This window comes from Haloquadratum walsbyi J07HQW2, assembly GCF_000415985.1.
GTDB lineage: Archaea > Halobacteriota > Halobacteria > Halobacteriales > Haloferacaceae > Haloquadratum > Haloquadratum walsbyi_B.
In genome coordinates this window covers 2,141,372-2,158,917 of sequence record NZ_KE356561.1, presented here as the reverse complement: position 1 = coordinate 2,158,917, position 17,546 = coordinate 2,141,372, and the positions used below count along the sequence as shown (strand labels likewise).

Here is a 17,546-nt window from a genome sequence, read left to right as displayed (position 1 = left end):
TGAATTATCAATAAATTCTAGAATTTATTCTGAACAATGGAAAGCGTCTCCTCACGGTCGTCCCAAGCAACAAAGACAGCAACAGATGTTGCAGAGGTAATGACATCACGAATGTTTATTCCAGCCTCTGCAATCGGTTGAACGATATCTAGGATAACACCAGGACGATTCGGGAGTTCGCCGCCAGTAACTCGGATGACTGCAACACCATCATCAACGGTAACAGATGATAGAGTCTGATCTTTGATAACCTTCGAGTGAAGTAGATTTTCTGCTTTAGCGGTTAGATCTTCAGAGATATAGAATGTTATTGAATCCATTCCAGACGCGACAGCATCAATATTGATACCATCATCGCGAAGCGATTGTGAAAGGTCTGCGAGAATACCTGCACTGTTTCGAATCGACCGACCAGCAACGGTGACGCATCCAAGTACATCTTCTTGCATATCGATGAGATTCTCAAACTCTCCTTCAATGAGTGTTCCGCCAGTAAGCAAATCACCGTGCTGATAATGCACAACCCGAACACCGAGGTCATCGTTTTTATATGTGAGCGCTGACGGCGCGACCACCTCCGCACCACGGAATGAAAGATTTCGAAGTTCATCAACTGTGATCTGTCCAACATTACGGGCACCTTCAACAACCCGTGGGTCCCCGGTCATCACACCCTCAACATCGGTGACGATGACAACCTCATCGGCATCAGTATAATGTCCGAGCATGACTGCTGTTGTGTCTGACCCACCACGACCAAGCGTCGTTGTTGTTCCATCATGTGATTCTGCAAGAAAGCCCGTTAAGACGGGAACAATATCGTCAAGATTGCTCGCTATCTCGGCGGCTCGGCGTTGTGTTTCACCAACATCAACCTCACCACGCTCATTCGTTATAATCGGCCAGCCATCGGTTCCTGGTTCAAGAAATTGCGAGTTTACACCACGCGCCGAAAGTGCACCCTTGAGCATCCGAACACTCGTTCGTTCACCCATCGAAACAATCTCAGCACGATCTTTATCGGCGGCGTCATAATGAATCTCATCAAGGAGATAATCGGTCGTGCTCCCCATTGCGGAGGCGACAACGGCAATTTCATGACCTGCATCGATTGCCGCCGCAATTGAGTCTGCAGCCCGTGTGATTCGATCACCATTTCCAAGCGAGGTACCGCCAAACTTTGTTACTATACGCATACATTGTACCCCCAAGTATCGATAGGTACTGTAGAAGCACGTGGGTCTGAGCGAGGAACTGTATCTAGAAATAGATATGACCGTGTTTGGGGTTGAATATGCACTTGCATTTGTGCCCATGACAATCTCAAAGATAATGTCGCTGTCGACATTCCATTAAGTTGTGTCAAAAAAATAAGAAGATAAGAAATGAAAAGTCTCAGATGCGTCAATAAATATCGTGGAATAGACACGTTCAAAAAGAGATATAACAGGTTATATGCCTTATACGAGCGTGATTTAAACGTATATTCCGACATCGATGACAGACGATCTTTGTCGGTGATATATTCATATGTGTTTGATTGGTGCTCAGACATAGCCTGGGATTGCGTGGGGGAGAATAAAGTATTGTCTGCTCTCCCAACCGTTGCCGAGTTCTCGCTCTCAGCTGAGTATATTGTATACAATGTTCGATGATCGTACGCTAATAGAGACACCAATCGCGCTACCTGCAAGTATTAAACACATTCGTGTGTAACGGTGTCATATGGATATGGACGTTCGGGATGCGGTTGAATCCGACGTTGAGACACTCGGTGCAATTGCCGACCTTCCTGCAGACGCACTTCGAAATGTTGTTCATGACCGAACAGTTCGGGTCGCAGAGCGACAGAGAGACGATGCTGAATCAGAGATGAGCTCTGGCAGTGACACAAATGAATCAGAAACCACTGATAATCAGGATCGCACTATTGAAGCTGGATCAAAAAACGGTGATGAACGAATAGCGAACGAGGGTGATACGATTGATGATGACGAATTTACTGGAGAAAAATCAGATGTAATTGGGTTTGTTGCCTTTGATGTCAGAGATGGGACCGTTCATGTTACACAGCTCGCAGGGGAGGCAACAATCGCTGAGACATTGCTTGCAGAACCTATTCGGTTTGCGGCGACCGAGGGGTTCGATGTTGAATTTGTCGTTCCAGTAAGTGAAGAAAGTGCAACCACTGCCGCAGAGGACGCAGGATTTGAAGCAATTGGTCGAGGACCACGGTTTGGAGATGAAACAACAACGCGATATCGATTTAATGCAGGGTAAATAGGGGCGCCACACTCAACAGCCTGTGATTACCCTATCACTAGTTGTTGATCATGTGTCTTAGACAAACTTCCGAACGGTCATTTCAAGCGTATCTAAGTCGATGATTGGCGCATATCCAACGTCAGGATCAATATTCACGGACCGTTGAAATGCTGTCTGTGCCTGCCAGCATCCAGAGTTCACTGCAAGCACATTGTGATATTTTCCCCATCCAAGTTTATGTACATGGCCGGTGTGAAATATATCCGGGATATTATCGATAGTCAAATGGTCACTATCCTCAGGTGCAAGACGCGTCCGCTCACCAAACTGAGGAGCGATATGCCGTTTTTTCAATAGCTGATACATTGCTTTATGTGGTTCATCATAACTCGCCTTCTCAGATGGGAGTTCAGCAATAACTTCATCGAGAGAAACGCCATGATACATCAGTATTTGAACATTCTCTATCGTCACAAGGGACGGATTCCCCGAGATACGTGCATCATGTGCTGACATGATCGAACGAAGTTCATCATCAAATCCAGGTTGTGGCTCAGCAAGTCTAACAGCGTCATGATTTCCGGGGATAAGCAGGATCTCCATATCGCCAGGGACAGATTTGAGATGCTCAGCAAACGCCTCATACTGCTCATAGATATCAACAATATCGAGTTCATCATCCTGGTCAGGATATACCCCAACGCCCTCAACCATATCACCCGCGATCAGGAGATACTCAATCGCCTCGGCTTCATCTGTATGAAGCCACGCGGCAAATCGCTCCCAGGCATCATAGACGAACTCTTGACTTCCAACGTGGATATCAGAAATCAGTGCCGCTTGAACATGTCTATCAGCAGTATTTGGCGTATGATTGCGAGGGATATCGGGAAAATGAATATCATTCGCAAAAAGAATCTCCCCATCTCCTGAGAGAGTACCCTCAATCGCAATACACTCATCGAATAACAGCTCATTAACGACATCAGCAAATGACCGGTCTTTCATGACAAGACAAGGAAATGTACCCGTTGTATCCTCGAGTTCAACGATCCAGTGACCGTTCTTTGTCGAGCGAATATCATTAACTAATCCGACAATTGCTGCGTCTGTGTTGCCAGACATTGAATCAATGGCTTGCGTGGGTCGGTGGTTTACACGGCTTCGGAGATGCGATGAAAGACGCTCATATCGATCTCGAAAAACCGACACAAAATCATCATATGAACCAGTACCTGTGCTTTGTCCGGTAATATCACCAATAATATCGAATGCGTTCGCAGATGTACCGGGTCGTGATGTCGATGGATTGTCTTTTGTGATCGGATCTGTAGATGAATCTAAATTGGGTGCTGAGTCAATGGAGCGTGAAGACGTAGACTCTGATTGAGAAGACCGCGTTTTTGAATTGGATGCACTCCGTTGGATAGTATCAGTGCTCATTGTCTCGGTGCTTGCCGTTTCTCCACCATCACTTACGCTAGAGTCATCTGTTGGTATTGATTCAAGCGCAGAGCGGACATCAACAGCAGTAATTCGAAGTGTATCATCCGCGATTGAATCAAGAACCTCTTTGAGCGCGGTATCAGGATGATTAGCACTCCCAAGAAGCGTCACAGCCTCGCGGTCTGCGTTATACCCGTGTTGTGCAAGTGCGGAAACAATACGTGCCGATAACTCCGTAGCCACGTCACTGCTGAGGAGACGGTATGTCAAAAACATATTGAACGTGATCATGATAGATAAGCGTCAGATATGCTGCCGAATAGTACGTATCCATCTCTTAGTTATATTGGTGCAATAGTTCTCCAGAAGGTCTGAATCTTAATATGCTTTACATCGTGATGTGTTGCTTCAGAAGTTTCAAACGCGACGATACCGATTATTGATTGAATGACGGATAACGCCGGAGACGACGAACCACCGGAACAACGGTATACAGAACATGCTACCGGTATTGATGACTCTGGCACAGAGGATAGCCCTACGGATATAGATCAGGATACGGAACAAAACACGAATAATAACGATGAAACTGAAATCCCCTTCCAATGGGGACCACAGTCTGATCGTGGTGCTGATGATGTAGCCAAAAAAGAGCGTCGTCAGAACGGTGCTGAGTCAGATAACCGTGATCAGAAGACAGAGGCTCCAACACCAGATTCGCGCTCAGAACATGATAATAGCCGTTATCATAGAGCACATCAAGAGCCAAAGCGTACCTCAAAAGCAGGCACAGTAACACGGATAAGACGAGGTGCAATCGCGACACTTCGAGAAACGATATACAGTATCATTGTTGTCGTTGCTATTGGGTTTATTTTGTTCGCAATCAGTGGCGTCTGGCCACCTATGGTTGCAGTTGAGAGTGGAAGCATGGAGCCAGAGATGTCGCGAGGTGATCTGATACTGGTGACCGAAACAACGCGATTCAGCCCGGGTTATGCGCACGAAGACACTGGCGTCGTCACAGCTGAAATAGGAAAGTCACGCGGATATCAGACATTCAGTGGAACCGGATCTGTGATTATTTATGATCCTCCACAGCGGGTAGGGTCGCCAATCATCCACCGAGCACATTTTTTTGTTGAAGATGGTGAAAATTGGTATGAGGAAGCAAACTCAGCGTATCTGAATGTTGATGGGTGTGATGAACTGCGGAACTGTCCAGCTCCGCATGCTGGGTTCATCACAAAGGGCGATGCAAATGCACGCTATGATCAAGCGACGGGGATTGCTGGTCCGGTCAGACCAATGTGGATTCGTGGAGCAGCACGACTTCGAATCCCTTATCTTGGGTATGTTCGACTCCAGTTAGCTGGAGCACTCGCGATTGTTCCAGTGTTGAAAGCCTCAAATATAACATAGCAGTACAGATATACACTTATTTGGAATATCGTCGTACACTGATTAGTGTATTACTCTGCGTGAACTGTCCAGATTCACGTCTCAGGATAATTAATCCGCTTTTCCTGCAGATTGTAATACGTATAGCTGAATAGTTATTTAATTATCAAATCGAGCCTGTATGAACGGCTGTGCATTTTCGATGTTTCCAAGCCGAGAATCTGATAATAAAACTGTTTCAGTCTCCTCAATCGGAACTGATAACGAAATCTCTTTTGTCCGACCGTATCGACCTTTTGAGACAACAATAGCGTTGACAATTCCAAGCATGTCAAGTTCTGAAATCAGGTCGGTGACGCGACGCTGTGTCAGCACATCAGTATCAAGCTCTTCGCACAATCTCTTGTATATATTGAACACTTCGCCGGTATTGATGCTGTGTACTCCATTTTTCTCCAGAAGAATCGTTGAATACAGAACAATCTTTGATTGTGTTGGGAGTGTTCGCACCACCTCGATGACTCGGTCAAGTTCTATTTTATCCTGTGCTTGTCTGACATGTTCTTCTTCGACAGTGTTTGTTTGGGTCCGTTCTGCGAGTTCACCAGCTGTTCGGAGTAAATCAAGAGCACGACGGGCATCACCATGCTCCTGGGCAGCGAAGGCAGCACACAGCGGAATAACATCATCAGTGAGTGCATCGTCCTTAAATGACGAATTGGCCCGATACTGGAGAATATCGCGGAGTTGGTTCGCATCATACGGAGGAAAAACAATTTCTTCTTCGCCAAGACTCGATTTGACGCGTGGGTCAAGAAAATCAGTGAACTTGAGATCATTAGAAATACCCATGATTGAGATGCGTGAGTTATCAAGTTCAGAATTCATTCGTGAAAGATTATACAGGGTATCATCACCGGATTTCTCGACAAGTTTATCGACTTCATCAAGCATGATTACAGCGACACGTTCTTTATAATCAACAGCGTCGAAGAAGGTTGAATATACTCGATCAGTCGGCCATCCTGTCATTGGAACCGATTCCATCCCCTCACGATCCTCACGGAGCGATTTGATTCGGTCATTGAGATCACGAGCTGAGTCAAACGGTGAAGCGAGATCAGCAAGATTAAGATACTCACCTGTTGACCCATTTGTCATCTCATTCGAGACCATGTCGTCGTCACCCACGTCTGTTGATTCTACTGTCGATGGAGCAGACTCAGAAAGATATTCCTCATTTGATTGAAGTGTCGTTAACTCATCAAGTCGCTCATCAACCTGTTTACGATTTTTTTCAATAAACTTATTCGCGAGCTGTGCAAGAACACGATACTGTGTATCAGTCACCTCACAGTTGATATATTCGACTTCACATGCAACATCGTATTTTTGTGACGTTGACTCTAATTCCTGGCTAACAAACTTTGCGCTGGCAGTTTTTCCAGTTCCAGTCTTTCCATAAATTAAAATGTTCGACGGAGTATCACCACGGAGGGCTGAAACAAGAATTGTCGCCATCTGATTGATTTGCTCGGTTCGATGCGGAAGCTTTCGAGGCGTGTATGATGGTCTAAGTACTTCTTTATTCTCGAATATTGGTTCACCGGAAAGCAAGTTATCGAACAGTCCCTGCTCTTGTTCAGGTTTAGATTGACCTATATCATCTTGAGGGACATCATCGGTTTGGTCGGTGGTGTCCGGATGATCAACGTTGTGGCGATCGTCATTGTGGCTCATATATTCATCAAAGTCAAGACCAACCGACTCTGTTGGTGATGCCGATATTGATTGGTTTGTTTTTTATCCGTATAAGATAATTCGAAATTGTCAAATGAAGAAGTGCTATGTGTTCTGTTGGTATGCATTTAGTGGTTCTCCTCCCCTGTTATACCCCTTGACTTCAGGTGGAGATTGTAATGACAGCGTCCGAATAAGGCGTTTTAGCCATTCAAACGACTAATTTATTATATCGGGTAGTCACACCGATATCTAGTTGATGCAATCGAAACGGATGGGTGCACGATACAAAAATCTATCTCTTGTAATTACAGATGAATATTAAGATGCTGTAATACAGTTGATGGCTGAATAATCATGTAGTCATCTACCGGTGCAAGTCGTATCAAATGTATCTTCTGGATAATTCTGTATAGGAGATGCCACGCATCTACCAGAGATCGTAAGACGTGCTTTCCCTATCTTTTATCATCTCATGCTGACGGTTACTGATCTGACGGTAATGTATCCTATCTAATTTATTTGTCGTAACAACCCCCCCACCCCTTCGTTTCAGGTGGAGTCGTAATAATGGGGGTGGGGGGTACTCTGTTGATTATAATTAATAACAGAAAACTTTATATCATATACTATATAACAATATCCGCACGGTACAGGATTAGTTTATTACTGTACGTCTATTATATATTTTAAGTATACAAAAGACGAAATAAATTATTGCAACTCTCCCGATCAGCAAGCCCGGGTACCTGTCCACGCCTCCAGTTGAAACGAAGGGGTGGGGGGGTTGAGATATGGACAGGTACGGTCGTCACGACAGTAGATGGAGCTAATACGTCAATAAACGCGTATCATCGGGTGTGAAATCGGATATTCCATTTTCCGTGCCAGTGAGGTATAAGACACTAACTATCATGTCGTAATCATATTTTGAAACCATATGCCGTTATATGTCATATTCAGTGTTCATGTCTGACGCAGTGTTTAAGTAACCACAACAACGTGCTATCGCCATACGCCACTTCGGAGCAGTTGGTACCACTCAAGCGGCGTGGGAGGACAGGATGGGATTGATTACAAACTTACGTAAAAATATTACACGGGTCGTTGACCGGCTCTTTTCGGATGCAGACCCGAAACGGATCGGTATTTACGGTCCACCGAATGCTGGGAAGACAACTCTTGCAAACCGTATTGCTCGTGATTGGACTGGAGACGCAGTGGGCCCTGAGAGCCAAATTCCACACGAGACGCGTCGCGCACGACGAAAAGAAGATGTTGAGATCAGTCGAGACGGGAAGACAGTCAATATTGATATTGTTGATACACCTGGCGTCACGACAAAGGTCGACTACAAAGAATTTCTTGAACATGATATGGAGAAAGATGACGCTGTCCGACGCTCTCGAGAGGCAACAGAGGGGGTTGCTGAGGCAATGCATTGGCTCCGAGAGGATGTTGATGGTGTAATATACGTCCTTGATAGCACACAGGACCCATTTACACAGGTGAACACAATGCTTATTGGAATAATCGAGAGTCAAGACCTCCCAGTTCTTATTTTTGCAAACAAGACTGATCTTACAGAATCAAATATTCAACAAATATCGAATGCATTCCCACAACATGAAACCGTACCGCTGTCAGCGCTTGAGGGAACAAACATGGATGAAGTATACGGCAAAATCGCGGAGTACTTTGGGTGAATACAATGCCAGAAATGACACCTGATGAAACCGAGGAGCCGCCTACTGATGGCGTCCAGATCGACATGATCAGTGGCTCTCGAATGGAAAATCTCACTAGCATGGAAAAAATCAGACTGATCCTTGATGGTGTCCGTGAGGGTAATATTGTTATTCTCGAAGAAGGACTCTCGCCTGATGAGGAGTCTCGTCTCATTGAGGTAACAATGACCGAAATCAGCCCTGATGAATTCAATGGGATCGAGATTGAGACATATCCACAATCAACCGCCAGTAATACTGGTCTCTTTGGACGATTAGTTGGAAATGAGTCTCCACAGAAACTCACAGTCATTGGACCGGCAGATCAGATTGAAACACTACATAAGGATGAAGATCTCATCAGTGCGTTCATCTCACATGAATAATTACACTTGAAACAGAATAAGAATAATCACACATTGCGTCATACAACGTCACGCTACATCGTACGAACAATCATTATAGGGACACTATTACACTAAATGCCACACGAATGTACAAACTGCGGTCGCGTGTTTCCTGATGGATCCAAGGAAATGCTCTCTGGGTGTCCAAACTGCAGTGGAAATAAATTCCAGTTTCGCCCTTCATCACAGGAACCTGAGTCAGGAACACAACCCAAACCAGAACTGTCCGGCTCCCACTCACAATCGCGATCAGATCAACAGACACACTCAGGAACCGGTAGTCAACCCGATACTCAACGGTCATCATCAGATGCTGATCCCGTTCCAAAGCCAGATACAACAGCGTACGATGGTGTAGGTGCCGAGTCACATCCAACAGCAAATACCTCTGTAGGTGAAGATCAAACACAAACCCAGACGCATCAATCGAACTCAGACTCCAATTTTGATCCGTGGCCACATACCAACGCAACTGAAGATAGTGAGGCAAATAACGCCGATACCAGATATACTGATCACTCGCACGTTGGTGACTCACACACAGAGGAAACGCGAACTGAAAATTCAATAGAGTCTAGTGATCATCTCGCCTCAAACACCACAAATTCAGAAGAAGATTCTACGTTACATCCATCTGAAGGAGATGATGAGGATGATGCACAGGCAAGTGCACGAGGAAATATTGTTTCACCCGAGGAACTTGCAGCCACAGAATCATCTTCAGACGCTAAACCTCACACACAACAAGAGGCCTCAGCATCGCCAGGTAAATCGGAGCTATCGTCTAGGAACTACTCTCAGATGTCTACAGATACGTCTCAACCATCCTCAGAGTCATCTCCTTCTGCTGATGATGATGGTCCGGGTCTCAGCGACCTTCGGACTGAACTAAATCAGCAATTTGAGAGCATCCGCATTGTCGCACCGGGACAGTATGAACTCAATCTGATGGAACTGTATGACCGATCAGAGTATATTATTTCACTGCAGGAAGACGGTCGATATATTATTGAGGTACCTAATGCGGGTGACGGATTATCGGATGATACTAATTAACGCACATATTAGATCAGTATCCATTAAGAACATTCTCAATGGTTAGTTGCTAATTATATGATTGTGTCTTAATAGCTCGACAGGCGATATTGAAGCATTTAGTAATAATGGCTGAATCCAACTAAGTATAAGTCGTGCAGGCAAGATTGTTCTTGTGACAATTGGCATATCAGCCGCTTTGAGAACCTTTCTTATATTTATTATTGCGTTTGGGTAGACAGTCATCAGTAATTCCTAATCGATCAATTATAATTGTTCAATTGAATTCATTGACAATCCGGGCGCTGAAAAACCTACGCCACAAATATAGGCTATGTTCGATTCTCGTGAACTTTCATCCTCTGTTGCAGCGGTTAAGGATACTTACGCTCCTGACGCTGTTGTCCTTGATGTCGAATCAGACTTTGAGACACTCCCACCAGCAATAGCCGAGGGGCTTGGAATATTCGTTGAGGGGGTTGCTCCTGCCAGTTATCCGGCAGAATGGCTCCCATCAGATGTTCCATCACCACTCACACGGTATGCTAGCTCAGAATTCACGATTGGCATGCCTGGCGACGGAACTGTCACGTGGACCCGCCAGACAACCCCTCCAACAATATTAATTAAACAACGAGCAGCAGGAACACCAACCCAGTTTCTTGAATTTCTTATTGCCGAGGCAATTGTTCAGATCGACACCGGGGCTCCCGAGCATTTCCTCCCGTTTTTTGAGTCAGCGTACACCGAACTAGATTCGGCTATTCCGCTTGGATCTGCAGACGCATATCAGGTGGCAGCTGCATTATATGATGCATGGGTCGGTCTTCAGACGCGATCAGTATTCAAATCCTGGGAGGGGACACACCCAGAAGTATACGATGCATGGGACGATGCAGGCAATCGACTTGATGGTCGACTCAAAGAACTTCCAGGTGCCGTTGCCCGAGGTGAAACAGCCTTTGCTGATGCGACTGAATACGCATGTTCAGCAGTCAAACACGACCTTGAGCTTCCAACACCATTCACCGCGTTAGACACTCAAGCATATCTTGAATATGACGCTGAATACGCTGTTCGCTGGGCGCGAAAAACGTTTGAAAAGCTTGATGAGAACGAGAATCCACTCTGAGTGACTTACTCATATAGCTCTAGTTACAATCATAATATTGTCGACTAGCCAGAATCAAGTGTCGTTGTGGTAGACGATGATTAATCTTTTAGAATTTAATTTCAATTGACATCCCCTCGTCTTTAGACTGGTGGAGGTCCGATTAGTATGTATCCTATGGAAGATACAAGACTAAACCCTGACCCCGCCTTTCGGCGCAGGGCGGGGATACAGCCGACAATTCCTCTATTCTATTGACCACGTTCGATGGCACTGCTAGATATTCCAACTCCCACGGTAGTTTTAGTTCACAATATCCCATGACTGGTCATGAACACAGTTCGATGCCGACGCTGAAGATAACCCGTACCCGTGCCTATCGAGCGACAATCGGTAATCTCTCTCAACTGAGCGATAACCACGACTTCGGTCAGTGTGGGTTCTCCGCGTCGACGTCGAAACTGTGGAACGTCGCCCGATACTACACTACACCCACTAGGACGAAGACGGGGAATCCCCGACGACAGCGAACTCAAATCTGAACTCAACGAACACGACCGATACAGTGGCCTCTATTCTCAGTCAACTCAGCGACTTCTTGAGAAACTTGCTGAGTCGGTCAGCAGTTGAGTTGGTACAACCCACGCCACGCCAACGCGGAGACGAGAACGCCAACCCACCCGACTCGGCTACCGCAAACACGGCAACGAACACCCACGCTTCATCATCCCGTCACGTGGAAAGAAGGGTATCAAGCACGCTCCAAACATAACAAGCTCCGCCCTCCGCTGTCCAAAGGATTCAATTACAACTCGTCACCGCCGATTCGGATTTCATCCTCTGTGAGTACGGAACACGACCGGACGTGAGTATCAAGAACATCCAGCACCAGCAAGTGTGAGCCGTCTGGAACGGCGACCGCCGGGAACTCCACTTTGTCTGTAACAAGGAGATTCCCATCGAGGACGCGTACGGCGACAACACGGCAGGTGTCGATCTCGGCATCACCATCGCCTACGATGACGGCGACGCCGAGTTGTATCTAAGGGAACGTTGTCAAGCAGGACAAGCACTACTTCAGCCGAGCCGAGATGAGTACGACACCGAAGGCAAGAACGGTCCGTCACGATGTGCGTTTCGTGTCCGTCAGAAGTTGTCCCGGTCGAAAGACCACTTCCTGCACGTCCTCGCGACACACATCGTTGAGAACTGCATCGCCATCGGTGAGTTGAGTGAGATTCGTGATCGTGAAGATGAGAACGATAACTGCGAGTCTCGGAACTGGGGTAAGCGTGGAAACAACAACAAGAAACTCCACGAGTGGGAGTTCAATCGTTTTATTACGTTACTTGAACACAAGACCGAAGAATACGGTATCCTCGTTGACCGGGTGTCTGAGCGAGACATGTCGAAGACGTGTTCGTGTTATGGGCGGAAGCGTGATGCGAATCGTAATATCCCAACTGTCGGGAATCCTCGCCGTTTACTTTACTGCGGGGAGGATATCAAGAATGTAACTGCGATATCGAGACAGGAAATTCCACTTACAGAAGCGAATATCAACTGTAAATCAGTAGGGTATTATGATCACTTAGAAGTCGACAGTAATGCATTCATCGACGCCAAGTTCAACGACCGCATCAAATCGTTCACGAAACCGCTCAATTGTTTCTTGTTCATGAACCTCTTTTGAGAGATGGAACAGTCCGACTGCATCATTCTCAACTAGTAATTTAAGTAACTTATCGCTCGCCTCATAGGCGCCATCGACATCAGCATAGTATGCTAGTTCGGTCACTGAATCAAGGCTCAATCGACACTTTCCATCATGTTTGTTTAAGAACTCATCTGTCCGATCAACAATTCCATCAAGATCATCCGGTGATGAGACATAATGAACACGGTCTGATTCCCGTCGTGAATATCCACGCTCAACTGAGAGTGCATCAAGAATAACAGCTCGTGACTCATCAACATCATAATACTCGAGTTTTTGATCAACCTCTCGGGCCGTCGTTCGTGTTGAGATAACAAGGAAATGATCAGTATCTGTCTTCAAGAAGTCTGTGTCAATTCGATCTGTTTCGCCGATACTTGGGTGTAGTAATAATACTCCAGTCCCACCAGGAATGGATCCTGGTGCATTCTCAATAGCGAGACCATACTCCATATCTGTAGCATTGAGTCCGCTAACTTAATTTCACTGGAGTCGTTCGCATACATAGTGTTGTCTCATTGTCGATTTGATAACCGCTAATTATACAATCAGCGTACAGAGCTCATCTTAAAGTATTCATGAACCAATATCAAATAAAAATCGACACCACCTTACAGAAATAGAAGTAATCGGTAATTACTGACAATGAGCATTCGACAGGAGTTCGACCAGTGGGCAAATACAGGACGGGATCGTGGGATGGAAGAGCGACATTGGCACACAGCGAAATATGCATTATCGCGTATGCCTATTGAACGTGGAGATACAATTCTCGATCTTGGCACAGGATCTGGATATGCCCTACGTGCCCTTCGAGAAACGCAGGACATTGGGTCAAGTTTCGGTCTTGATGGAAGTCCAGAGATGGTGCAGAATGCACGAGAATACACCGAAGACCCATCGCTATGTTTTATCAATGGCGATTTCCATCAACTCCCATTCGCTGATGAAGCCGTCGACCACGTCTGGAGTATGGAAGCTTTCTATTATTCTCAAGATCCGCTTCAGACACTCAGTGAAATTCGACGGGTGCTTCGAAGTGGTGGCACGTTTTTTTGTGCAGTCAATTTTTTCGATGAATCACAGCACACACACAACTGGCAAGATAGAATTGGCGTCAACATGCAACTATGGAATCAGACGCAGTACCGGGAGAAATTCCGTGAAGCTGGATTATATATCGCCGAACAAGATACAATACCCGACAACGAGACTGAAATACCACCAGCCGATGATTTTCCAACAGAGAGTTGGGAGTCTCGTGAAGCAATGATCGATCGATACCGAACGTGGGGCACACTCTTAACAGTGGGTATTGCCCCGTAAGCAGATACGTCACTGTCTACATCCGGAACGTATCGCTGTGAGCGTAGTCAGTCTGCGTCCTCAGTCTCAATTGCTCCATCACGAGCTCGCCAATCACTAAGACTTCCCTCATAAAAATCAATATCCGTGTACCCGAGTGAATGCAAAATCATGTAGGTATGACTAATCCGACGGGCTGTGTTACAGTATAATACGACATGTGTTTCAGATGTTATGCCAATGGAATTAAACACATCTTTACACTTACCTGGGGACTTCAGCCCTCGTGTCTCATCGTCAACAACCGCTCGCCAATCAAGATTAATTGCACCAGGGAGGTGACCAGATTCGTATTCTGAGCGGTCACGGGTATCGAGTAACACAGCTGTCGGGTCATCAATTGCGGTCTGCACTGTCTCATATCCAACGAGTGGCGATGATGATACGTCCGACTTAGCAGTTGCTTGGTATGCAGATGAGTTCGCGCTCTCAACACCTGTCCCAGATATTGTTTTATATAGCTGATTCCACGCACTATAGTCCCCATTGAGTAAATGGAGGTGTTCTGGTGGATGTCCATATACCTCTGCTGTGAGGAGAAATCGAGCAGCAAAGACCCCATGCATATCATCATATGCAACAATATCGTCAGTTTCAGTGATTCCAGCTGCTGTAAGAATATCTTCCCAATTTTCACGTCCGGGTAACATCCCAGTATCGCCTGTTTCATTTCGAAATGAATCAAATGGAATATTCACCGCCTCTGGAATATGCCCAATCTCCTCGAACTCCCATGCGTCTCGGACATCAACAATCGAAAGTTGGTCCGGGATTATATCGACACCATCATTCGTGTTATCTTGGGGTCCGCCGCTATCATCGCGCCATGACTTCGTTGCTGACTCCGACTTTGATACTGATGTTAGTGTGACCTCTGTTGTTGCATCAATCTGTTTGACGAGCCATGACATATCGACGACGGCTCTTGTTTCCATACCTAAATGCACCATCTGGAATTATTGAACGTGCTCAATTTAATCCTCATGACTGATTGTATTTCCACTCTCGTCAGAGAAACAAGAACATGTTGCTGGTAGTTACTGATATTTTTAATTTCGCCTCCTCGCTCCGTCTATGTTAGTGTGAGTTGTATTTATAATCCAGCAAAAAAACCCGGTTAATCGGAGGATTGGCAGGACACGCCGTCGCTGTGGGAATTAAACCAATACAGCACATACCTATAGATGTAATGACAACTGATGATTATGCAAAAGACGTACTAGTATCGCCCGAATGGGTCACAGACCGACTTGATGAGTTCCAAAGCGATGATCCCGAGCATCGCCTCATTGAGGTAGACGTTGATACCGAAGCATACGATGAAGCGCACGCCCCTGGTGCAATTGGATTTAATTGGGAAACACAACTTCAGGACCCAACCACCCGTGATATTCTGAATAAGGAGGATTTTGAAGCACTTCTTGGAGACCACGGGATCTCAGAAGATTCAACGGTTGTTATTTATGGTGATAATTCGAATTGGTTCGCTTCATACACATATTGGCAGTTTAAATACTATGGTCACGATGATGTCCGATTATTGAATGGCGCCCGTGACTATTGGCTTGATAATGACTATCCAGTAACCGATGAGGTCCCAGACTACTCCGCTGTTGAGTATGAAGCACGAGGTCCATTTGAGTCAATCCGTGCATACCGAGATGATGTTGATAATGCCATTGACCAGGATCTTCCACTTGTCGATGTTCGATCCCCAGAGGAGTTCTCCGGTGAGATCCTTGCCCCGCCAGGACTGAATGAAACCGCACAGCGTGGTGGTCACATCCCAGGCGCATCCAATATTTCTTGGGCTGACACAGTCAATGATGATGGGACATTCAAATCTGCAGAAGAACTTGAATCAATCTATGCAGATTATGACATTGATGGTTCAGAAACGACTGTTGCGTACTGCCGAATTGGTGAACGCTCCTCAATTGCTTGGTTCGCACTTCATGAACTGCTCGGTTATGACGAAGTCGTGAATTATGATGGCTCTTGGACCGAATGGGGCAATCTTGTTGGCGCACCGATTGAGACTGGTAGCGCGGACTAATTCGGTCTCGACTCAATTCTGAAATCTAATCTGTGCGTTCGGGATCACTTTTGCACCATCAGCACAGTCGTATGAACTGAAGCCTATACTTTCCTATCTTATCCAAAACGCACCGGTACTCATACTCTGATATCCAGTCACTGACTAATGACCATGTCAGAAACACTTCGATGAATGGGCGGGGTGTGCTGCCAGTGAAATGGACATGACTGGACACTCAACGATTTAACCGCTTACAGGCTAACTCCATTTCCTCAACGAGCGAACAAAGCGTAGTGGAGTGAATAGGTCTGAGTAGTTCACGTGACAGTCACGTTTTTTATACAGTAAATAGCCACAACTCGACAGTTATGGTACCCGAGCGATTGGATTACTACGAGTCCAGCCGTGTCAATAAGCTAGTATCTGATGAGTACAACGACAACATTGGAACTGCTTCGATTCGCGGTCACTTAGTGCAGGCTACACAGATGAATAGCTTACAATTAAAAAGTCCTGATGGCAACGATGGGTACAAACAGTCGCATCTCGAATTGGCGGCTATATGATGGATGCCTCAGACCTTGCAGCGACACTCCGAGATGACCACGAAACGGCGTTTTCTCGACTCGGTTCCTCAAAAGCAATGTATGCTATAACTAATGGCGAGATGGATGGTGCAGTCGTTCGCGCTGCAGCAGCAGTCAATGCAGATGCAGTTTCAACGGTCACTGACGCATGGAGTGAGTCTGAGAATTCAACTGAAGATCATCACACAGATGAAATTGATGAAATGGATCCGGATACACTATTTACCGTTATCGCGACTGATGCGGGTGAACGTGCTGTTAATCTTGACCCTGATGTATCACAAATAGAGACAGTTACTGATCCTCAGTTGTATGATGTCTTAGAATCAATGGAGATGACCCCTTCTCGACTCGGTGGACTTCTAGCACGTTCACTTGTTATGCTTGAGCAGGTTAGTCAAATGATTGGATTCTTTGTTGGAAACGCTGAGCCAAAAACGGCTGGTGAGTTCCGTGATCTCAAAAGTGCGATTGAGTCTGACCGTGACCGTGTAATCACAGCACTGAATTCGACCTGTGACAGTGACACCGCATGGGAGCGTGCACAAAGCAGTGCCGATGCAGTCATTGACGCAGCATATACTGAATATGTCGACTCGCTCGAGCAGATGGGAATCAAGCCAAAGAATGTCTGTTAATATTAGCATGCTATTTTGACATCCTCCTGCGCCTGAACTGAAGACGCAGGAATCCCAAGCGGTGGGAGA

General features: G+C 45.9%; 14 protein-coding genes and 1 pseudogene. 10 read left to right on the top strand and 5 right to left on the bottom strand.

Annotated features, from left to right (window positions below):
- Window positions 1–17: 17 nt before the first annotated feature.
- The gene (locus J07HQW2_RS10110; RefSeq protein ID WP_021055399.1) at window positions 18–1,196 is read right to left on the bottom strand and encodes an aspartate kinase; all 1,179 of its coding nucleotides are present in this window, start codon (window positions 1,194–1,196) and stop codon (window positions 18–20) included.
- 535 nt (window positions 1,197–1,731) lie between these two features.
- On the opposite strand from J07HQW2_RS10110, the gene J07HQW2_RS10105 reads away from it, so the two are divergent.
- Window positions 1,732–2,280, top strand: a complete 549-nt coding sequence (locus J07HQW2_RS10105; protein ID WP_021055397.1) for a hypothetical protein — start codon at window positions 1,732–1,734, stop codon at window positions 2,278–2,280.
- A 60-nt stretch (window positions 2,281–2,340) separates the two neighbouring features.
- Here J07HQW2_RS10105 and J07HQW2_RS10100 read toward each other — a convergent pair whose 3' ends face one another.
- Complete coding sequence (locus J07HQW2_RS10100) at window positions 2,341–3,954, bottom strand: DNA-directed DNA polymerase II small subunit (RefSeq protein WP_394324611.1); 1,614 nt, start codon at window positions 3,952–3,954, stop codon at window positions 2,341–2,343.
- Between the two features lie 204 nt (window positions 3,955–4,158).
- Here J07HQW2_RS10100 and J07HQW2_RS10095 point away from each other — a divergent pair, with 204 nt between their 5' ends.
- Entirely contained in the window at window positions 4,159–5,133 is a 975-nt protein-coding gene (locus tag J07HQW2_RS10095; protein ID WP_021055395.1) for a S24/S26 family peptidase, read from the top strand.
- Between the two features lie 138 nt (window positions 5,134–5,271).
- On the opposite strand, the gene J07HQW2_RS10090 is transcribed toward J07HQW2_RS10095, so the two are convergent.
- The gene (locus J07HQW2_RS10090) at window positions 5,272–6,852 is read right to left on the bottom strand and encodes a Cdc6/Cdc18 family protein (protein ID WP_021055394.1); all 1,581 of its coding nucleotides are present in this window, start codon (window positions 6,850–6,852) and stop codon (window positions 5,272–5,274) included.
- Between the two features lie 1,064 nt (window positions 6,853–7,916).
- Here J07HQW2_RS10090 and J07HQW2_RS10085 point away from each other — a divergent pair.
- The 5 genes and pseudogenes from J07HQW2_RS10085 to J07HQW2_RS19600 form a co-directional block, all read left to right on the top strand.
- Window positions 7,917–8,558 carry an Era-like GTP-binding protein gene (locus J07HQW2_RS10085; RefSeq protein WP_021055392.1) on the top strand — a complete coding sequence of 214 codons (642 nt, stop codon included), beginning with the start codon at window positions 7,917–7,919 and terminating at the stop codon, window positions 8,556–8,558.
- A 5-nt stretch (window positions 8,559–8,563) separates the two neighbouring features.
- A complete protein-coding gene (locus J07HQW2_RS10080; RefSeq protein ID WP_048075619.1) occupies window positions 8,564–8,965 on the top strand; it encodes a DUF2073 domain-containing protein in 402 nt (133 codons plus the stop codon).
- Window positions 8,966–9,061: 96 nt separating this feature from the next.
- Window positions 9,062–10,042, top strand: a complete 981-nt coding sequence (locus J07HQW2_RS10075) for an OapC/ArvC family zinc-ribbon domain-containing protein (RefSeq protein ID WP_021055390.1) — start codon at window positions 9,062–9,064, stop codon at window positions 10,040–10,042.
- 313 nt (window positions 10,043–10,355) lie between these two features.
- Window positions 10,356–11,153: a DUF7089 family protein gene (locus J07HQW2_RS10070; protein ID WP_021055389.1), complete on the top strand. Its 798-nt coding sequence runs from the start codon at window positions 10,356–10,358 to the stop codon at window positions 11,151–11,153.
- A gap of 323 nt (window positions 11,154–11,476) precedes the next feature.
- Window positions 11,477–12,585: pseudogene (locus J07HQW2_RS19600) on the top strand (IS200/IS605 family accessory protein TnpB-related protein); the annotation flags it as partial.
- 138 nt (window positions 12,586–12,723) lie between these two features.
- Here J07HQW2_RS19600 and J07HQW2_RS10060 read toward each other — a convergent pair.
- Entirely contained in the window at window positions 12,724–13,302 is a 579-nt protein-coding gene (locus J07HQW2_RS10060; protein WP_021055387.1) for a DUF7090 family protein, read from the bottom strand.
- Between the two features lie 192 nt (window positions 13,303–13,494).
- Between J07HQW2_RS10060 and J07HQW2_RS10055 the strand changes: the two genes are divergently transcribed.
- The gene (locus J07HQW2_RS10055; RefSeq protein WP_021055386.1) at window positions 13,495–14,175 is read left to right on the top strand and encodes a class I SAM-dependent methyltransferase; all 681 of its coding nucleotides are present in this window, start codon (window positions 13,495–13,497) and stop codon (window positions 14,173–14,175) included.
- 47 nt (window positions 14,176–14,222) lie between these two features.
- On the opposite strand, the gene J07HQW2_RS10050 is transcribed toward J07HQW2_RS10055, so the two are convergent.
- Window positions 14,223–15,149: a sulfurtransferase gene (locus J07HQW2_RS10050; RefSeq protein WP_303704065.1), complete on the bottom strand. Its 927-nt coding sequence runs from the start codon at window positions 15,147–15,149 to the stop codon at window positions 14,223–14,225.
- Window positions 15,150–15,403: 254 nt separating this feature from the next.
- Between J07HQW2_RS10050 and J07HQW2_RS10045 the strand changes: the two genes are divergently transcribed.
- Together J07HQW2_RS10045 and J07HQW2_RS10035 are read left to right on the top strand one after the other, a co-directional pair.
- On the top strand, window positions 15,404–16,270 hold the full coding sequence (locus J07HQW2_RS10045) for a sulfurtransferase (RefSeq protein WP_021055384.1): 867 nt from the start codon (window positions 15,404–15,406) through the stop codon (window positions 16,268–16,270).
- Window positions 16,271–16,817: 547 nt separating this feature from the next.
- Window positions 16,818–17,477, top strand: a complete 660-nt coding sequence (locus tag J07HQW2_RS10035) for a hypothetical protein (RefSeq protein ID WP_021055382.1) — start codon at window positions 16,818–16,820, stop codon at window positions 17,475–17,477.
- Window positions 17,478–17,546 lie beyond the last annotated feature (69 nt).

Excerpts from the sequence above, each read along its gene's own strand:
- J07HQW2_RS10110 (WP_021055399.1), bottom strand. The coding sequence starts at position 1,196 with ATGCGTATAGTAACAAAGTTTGGCGGTACCTCGCTTGGAAATGGTGAT.
- J07HQW2_RS10105 (WP_021055397.1), top strand. The coding sequence starts at position 1,732 with ATGGACGTTCGGGATGCGGTTGAATCCGACGTTGAGACACTCGGTGCA.
- J07HQW2_RS10095 (WP_021055395.1), top strand. The coding sequence starts at position 4,159 with ATGACGGATAACGCCGGAGACGACGAACCACCGGAACAACGGTATACA.
- J07HQW2_RS10090 (WP_021055394.1), bottom strand. The coding sequence starts at position 6,852 with ATGAGCCACAATGACGATCGCCACAACGTTGATCATCCGGACACCACC.
- J07HQW2_RS10085 (WP_021055392.1), top strand. The coding sequence starts at position 7,917 with ATGGGATTGATTACAAACTTACGTAAAAATATTACACGGGTCGTTGAC.
- J07HQW2_RS10080 (WP_048075619.1), top strand. The coding sequence starts at position 8,564 with ATGCCAGAAATGACACCTGATGAAACCGAGGAGCCGCCTACTGATGGC.
- J07HQW2_RS10075 (WP_021055390.1), top strand. The coding sequence starts at position 9,062 with ATGCCACACGAATGTACAAACTGCGGTCGCGTGTTTCCTGATGGATCC.
- J07HQW2_RS10070 (WP_021055389.1), top strand. The coding sequence starts at position 10,356 with ATGTTCGATTCTCGTGAACTTTCATCCTCTGTTGCAGCGGTTAAGGAT.
- J07HQW2_RS10060 (WP_021055387.1), bottom strand. The coding sequence starts at position 13,302 with ATGGAGTATGGTCTCGCTATTGAGAATGCACCAGGATCCATTCCTGGT.
- J07HQW2_RS10055 (WP_021055386.1), top strand. The coding sequence starts at position 13,495 with ATGAGCATTCGACAGGAGTTCGACCAGTGGGCAAATACAGGACGGGAT.
- J07HQW2_RS10050 (WP_303704065.1), bottom strand. The coding sequence starts at position 15,149 with ATGGAAACAAGAGCCGTCGTCGATATGTCATGGCTCGTCAAACAGATT.
- J07HQW2_RS10045 (WP_021055384.1), top strand. The coding sequence starts at position 15,404 with ATGACAACTGATGATTATGCAAAAGACGTACTAGTATCGCCCGAATGG.
- J07HQW2_RS10035 (WP_021055382.1), top strand. The coding sequence starts at position 16,818 with ATGGATGCCTCAGACCTTGCAGCGACACTCCGAGATGACCACGAAACG.